The sequence below is a fragment of the Bartonella sp. CL63NXGY genome (genome assembly GCF_042194905.1).
Lineage (GTDB): Bacteria > Pseudomonadota > Alphaproteobacteria > Rhizobiales > Rhizobiaceae > Bartonella.
On record NZ_JBHINK010000133.1, the window covers coordinates 1 to 275 of the forward strand.

Consider the following 275-nt stretch of genomic DNA (forward strand, 5'->3'; position numbering starts at 1 on the left):
CTAATCGCATAAACATCTACACCCTTGCCCAATAAATAGGCTACATGAACGTGTCGCAATGAGTGAAAGTGAAAGCCTTGCTTTTTAACTCCACATGACTCCATAATAGAACGTAGACATTTATTAAGGGCATTACTTGTTGGGATTGTCCCTAATACATTTTGAAATACCATAACACTTTGATTGGCTTTCAAGTCAGCTAAGCGATTAAGCAATTGGCGGTTAACCTTAATGGTCCGCTTGCTTGATTCGGTTTTAGTTGGTTTGAAAGCTTT

General features: G+C 38.5%; 1 protein-coding gene. It reads right to left on the reverse strand.

Annotated elements, in window-relative coordinates; translation table 11 throughout:
* Window positions 1–275 (reverse strand): hypothetical protein (locus ACFIK0_RS09710; RefSeq protein WP_375663963.1); only part of this gene is annotated, 275 nt, incomplete at both ends.